At 71.7% G+C, this 5,044-nt stretch carries 1 protein-coding gene; it reads right to left on the bottom strand.

Going from position 1 to position 5,044, the window contains the following annotated elements; translation table 11 throughout:
- The coding region (locus ACIQRW_RS38335) for an amino acid adenylation domain-containing protein (protein WP_403769995.1) at positions 1-5,044 on the bottom strand (5,044 nt) is incomplete at both ends.

Genomic DNA, 5,044 nt, shown 5'->3' with positions numbered 1-5,044 from the left:
AACCGCCTCGCCAGAGCATTCGCCCGCTCGTTCAGCTCCCCGTACGTCAACGACTCCACGCCCAGCGAAAGAGCACGAGCCCCCGGCGCAACAGCGACACGAGCCTCGAACAACGCAGGCAACGTGGCACCACCACCATCACCACCGCCGGCATCACCGTTCCACTCCACCAGCACCTGACGGCGCTCGGCTTCGGAGATCACGTCGACCTGTGAAACGCGGAGTGCCGGGTTGGCGGCGACCGCTTCCAGGAGGCACGCGAACCGGTCGATCAGCGTCTGGGCGGTGGCGTGGTCGTACAGGTCGGTGTTGAAGACCAGCGTTCCCCACAGGCCCGCGGGTCCGCCGTTCGCGTCGAACGACTCGCCGATGGAGAAGTCGAGGTCGAACTTGGCCGTGAGGTTGTTGGCGGGGTGCAGCCGGGTTTCCAGGCCGGGGAAGCGGAGGTTCAGCTCGGAGGTGTTCTGGAACGTCAGCATGGTCTGGAAGAGCGGGTTCCGGGAGAGCGACCGGTTCGGGCTGAGGGTCTCCACCAGCAGGTCGAACGGGACTTCCTGGTGGGCGTAGGCGGCGAGGTCGGTCTCGCGGACCCGTTCCACCAGCTGCCGGAAGGTGGGGTCGCCCGACAGGTCGTTGCGCAGCACCAGCGTGTTGACGAAGAAGCCGATGCCGTCCGCGAGGGACTCGTCGTTGCGGCCCGCTATGGCGGTGCCCAGGGGGATGTCGGTGCCCGCGCCGAGGCGCGACATCAGGGCGGCGAGGCCCGCCTGCACCACCATGAAGAGGCTGGCGCCGCTGCCGCGTGCGATGTCGGTCAGCGCCCTCTGCAGGTCGGCGCCGAGCGTGAACTTCAGCTGGTCGCCGTCGTTGCCGAGCACCGCGGGGCGGGGGCGTTCGGTGGGCAGGTCCGTCTGGGCAGGGAGGTTGGCCAGGGTCTCCTTCCAGTAGTCGAGCTGGGTGCTGAGCACGCTGTCCGGGTCGTCCGTGCTGCCCAGGACGCCGGCCTGCCACAGGGTGTAGTCCGCGTACTGGACGGTCAGCGGCTTCCAGTCGGGGGCATCGCCCGCGCTCCGGGCGGCGAAGGCGGCGGCGAGGTCGTCGACGAGGGGGACGAACGACCAGCCGTCGGCCACAATGTGGTGCACCACGACGAGGAAGATGTGCTCCGTGGGGCTGAGCACCAACAGGTCGGCCCTGATGGGCAGTTCGTTGGCGAGGTCGAAGCCGCGCCGGGACACCTCGGTGAGCTTCTCCTCCAGTTTGTCCTCGTCCACTTCGCTGACCCGGACGTCCACGTGTGCCCGGTCGGCGGGCAGCACCAGCTGGGAGGGTGCGTCGCCGTGGTCGGGGAACAGGGTGCGCAGGCTCTCGTGCCGGGCGATGACGTCGTGCAGCGCGGCGTACATCGCCTCCCTGCGCAGTGCCCCGGTGAAGCGCAGGGACACGCCGAGGTTGTAGGTCGCGCCACCGCCCTCCATCTGGTTGATGAACCACAGCCCGCGCTGCGGGAACGCCAGCGGGATCACTTCGGGGCGCTCGGCGGGGGTCAGCGGCGGCCGTGCCCCAGCGGCCTGTCCGACGAGCACGGCGAGCTGGGCCACGGTCGGCGCGTCGAACAGGTCGCGCACCGCGACGTCGACGCCGAGCACGGCCTGGATGCGCAGCACGAGCCGGGTGGCGAGCAGCGAGTGTCCGCCCAGCTCGAAGAAGTTGTCGTCGATGGTGACGGCCGCCGACGCCGGTTCGAGGATCTCGGCGAACAGACCGCACAGCACCTGCTCCTCGGGGGTGCGGGGCTGCCGTCCCGCACCGTCCGACGTGAGGTCGGGGACGGGCAGGGCCTTGCGGTCGAGCTTGCCGTTGGGGGTGAGCGGGAGGGCGTCCAGGGCCATGACGGCGCCGGGCACCATGTAGTCGGGCAGTACGGCGGTGAGGTGTTCGCGCAGTGCGGTCACGTCGATCTGCTCGCCCGCGGCGGGAACCGCGTAGGCGACGAGCCGCTTGTCGCCGGGCCGGTCCTCGCGGACGATCACGGCGGACGAGCCGACCCCGGTGTGGCGGGCCACCGCGGCCTCGACCTCGCCGAGTTCGATGCGGAAGCCGCGGATCTTGACCTGGTCGTCGGCGCGGCCCGCGAAGACGAGCGCGCCTTCGGCGTTCCAGCGGGCGAGGTCGCCCACCCGGTACATGCGGCTGCCGTCGGGGCCCAACGGGTCGGGCACGAAGCGCTCGGCGGTCAGCCCGGGGGCGCGCCAGTAGCCGCGTGCCAGGCCTTCGCCCGCGACGTACAGCTCGCCGACGACGTTCGGCGGCACCGGGTGCAGTCCTTCGTCGAGGACGTAGGCGCGCGTGTTGTCGAGGGGACGGCCGATCGGTATGACATCGGGGACGTCGTGGGCCGACGTGAGGCGGTGGTGGGTGGCGAACGAGGTGGTCTCGGTCGGGCCGTAGGTGTCCTTGAAGACCAGTTGCGGGTGGCGGGCGAGCAGGTCGCGCACGGCGGTGCCGGGGACGATGTCGCCGCCCGCGAGGAGTTCGCGCACGCCTTCGAGGCAGTCGAGGTCGTTCTCGGCGACGACCCTGAACAGTCCCGCGGTCAGGTGGAGTCCGGTGATGCCGTGCCCCGCGACCATCCGCCGCAGCGTGGCGACGTCCATGTCGTGCGGGGGCGCGACGACGACGGTGCCGCCGGTCAGCAGCGGCATCCACAGTTCGTAGTTGGCCGCGTCGAAGGCGTGCGGGGCGTGCAGCAGCACACGGCGGTGCGCGTCGGCGGCGAAGCAGCTGTCGAGGGCGAACGCGAGGAGGTCCCTGTGGGTGATCGCGACGCCCTTGGGGCGGCCGGTGGATCCCGAGGTGAACATCACGTACGCGAGCCGGTCGGGCAGGCCCGTGACGGCGGGGGCGGTGGCCGGCAGCCCCGCGGTCTCCCGCTCGTCGTCGACGTGGATCACGGTCGCCGTGTGCGGGAAGTCGAGTGCGGGCTGGGTGTCGTCGACGAGCAGCACCGATGCCTCGGTCTGTTCGATGACGAGTTTCCAGCGGGTCTGCGGGGCGCGGGCGTCCAGCGGCACGTAGGCGCCGCCCGCCTTCAGGACGGCGAGCAGCGAGACGACCAGGTCGACGGAGCGCTGCTGGAGCACGGCGACCCGTGACTCGGGGCCGACTCCCGCGGCGAGGAGCCGGTGGGCGAGCCTGTTGGAGCGTTCGTCCAGCGCGCGGTAGGAGACGGTGGTGCCGTCCTCGGTGATGAGGGCGTCGGCGTGGGGGTCGGCGGCCACCTGCTCGGCGAACCGGGCGGGGACGGTCGCCGAGAGGGCGGGCACGTCGCGGACGGTGCCGGTGCCCCGGTCGGTCAGCAGCGCGGTCTCTTCGGAGCGCAGCAGGTCGATGTCGGCGATGCTCGCGTCAGGCCGCTCGGTGACGGCCCGCAGGACGCGGACGAGCCGGTCGGCGAGGGTCTGCGCGGTGCCCCGGTCGAAGAGGTCGGTGGCGTACAGGACCTGGCCGCTGATTCCGGCGGGCTCGCCTTCGGCTCCGTACCGCTCGCTGAAGTCGAATTGCAGGTCGAACTTGGCGATGGTGAGGTCGCCGGGCTCGACGGTGGCGCGCAGGCCCGGCAGGTCCAGGGTGCGGTCGAGGTCGTCCTGCATGCTGAGCAGGATCTGGAAGAGCGGGTGGCGGGAGAGCGAGCGGTCGGGGTTGAGGACCTCGACGAGGCGCTCGAAGGGGACGTCCTGGTTGGCGTACGCGGCGAGGTCGGCCTTCCTGACCCGCTCGACGAGGTCGGTGAACGCCGGGCGCCCCGATGTGTCGGTGCGCAGCACCAGGGTGTTGACGAAGAACCCGACGAGGTCGTCGAGCGCCTCGTCGGTGCGGCCCGCGATGGGGCTGCCGATGGGGATGTCGTCGCCCGCGCCGAGCCGGGACAGGAGTGTGGCGAGCGCGGCCTGGAGGACCATGAAGACGCTGGCGCCCGTGGAGTGGGCCACGCCGATGAGCGCGCGGTGCAGTTCGGGGTCCAGTTCGCAGTCGAGTACGGCGCCGTGGTGGCCCGCGACGGAGGGCCGTGCCCGGTCCGTGGGGAGCTGGAGCTCGTCGGGCAGCCCGCCGAGCGTTTCCTTCCAGTGGGCGAGCTGGCGGGCCAGGGGGCTGTCGGCGTCGGTGTCGTCGCCGAGGAGCCGGCGCTGCCACAGGGTGTAGTCGGCGTACTGGACGGGCAGCGGCGCCCACGCGGGGGCCGTTCCTTCGCGGCGCGCGGTGTAGGCGGTGGCGAGGTCGCGCACCAGTGGGGGCAGCGACCAGCCGTCGCTCGCGATGTGGTGGACGACGACGGACAGCACGTGCGTGTCGTCGCCGGTGCTGAACAGTTCGGCGCGCAGGGGCAGTTCGGTGCCGAGTGCGAAGGTGTGGGCAGCGGCGGCGGCCAGTGTGGCGGTCAGTGCTTCGGCGGTGGTGGCGGTCTCGGTGAGGATCTCGGGGAGTTCGCCTGCGGCGGTGACGTGCTGCCTGGGGACGCCGCCTTCCTGGGGGAAGACGGTTCGCAGGCTCTCGTGGCGCAGCAGGACGTCGCGCAGGGCCGCGCGCAGGGCGGGGACGTCGAGGTCGCCGGTGAGGCGCAGCACGAAGGGGATGTTGTAGGTGGGGCTGGGGCCGTCGAGGCGGTCGAGGAACCAGAGGCGCTGCTGGGCGAAGGAGAGCGGGACGGCCGCGGGCCGTTCGGCGGGGGCGAGGGCGGTCCGCGCGGCGTGTGCGGTGTCGATCCGTTCGGCGAGCCCGGCCACGGTGGGCGCTTCGAAGACGTCGCGTACGGCGAGTTCGACGCCGAGCACGGCGCGGGCCCTGCTGACGAGTCTGGTCGCGGCGAGCGAGTGGCCGCCGAGTGCGAAGAAGTTGTCGTCGGCTCCCGCTGCGGGCAGGCCGAGCGTCTCTCCGAAGAGGGCGGATATCACGTGTTCGTTGGGGGTGCGGGGTTCGCGTCCGGTGGTGGTGAGGGTGGTTTCGGGTTCGGGCAGGGCGCGTTCGTCGAGTTTGCCCGACGGAG

Source organism: Streptomyces sp. NPDC091287, from assembly GCF_044768525.1.
GTDB lineage: Bacteria > Actinomycetota > Actinomycetes > Streptomycetales > Streptomycetaceae > Streptomyces.
This window is presented reverse-complemented; position numbering and strand designations above follow the sequence as displayed.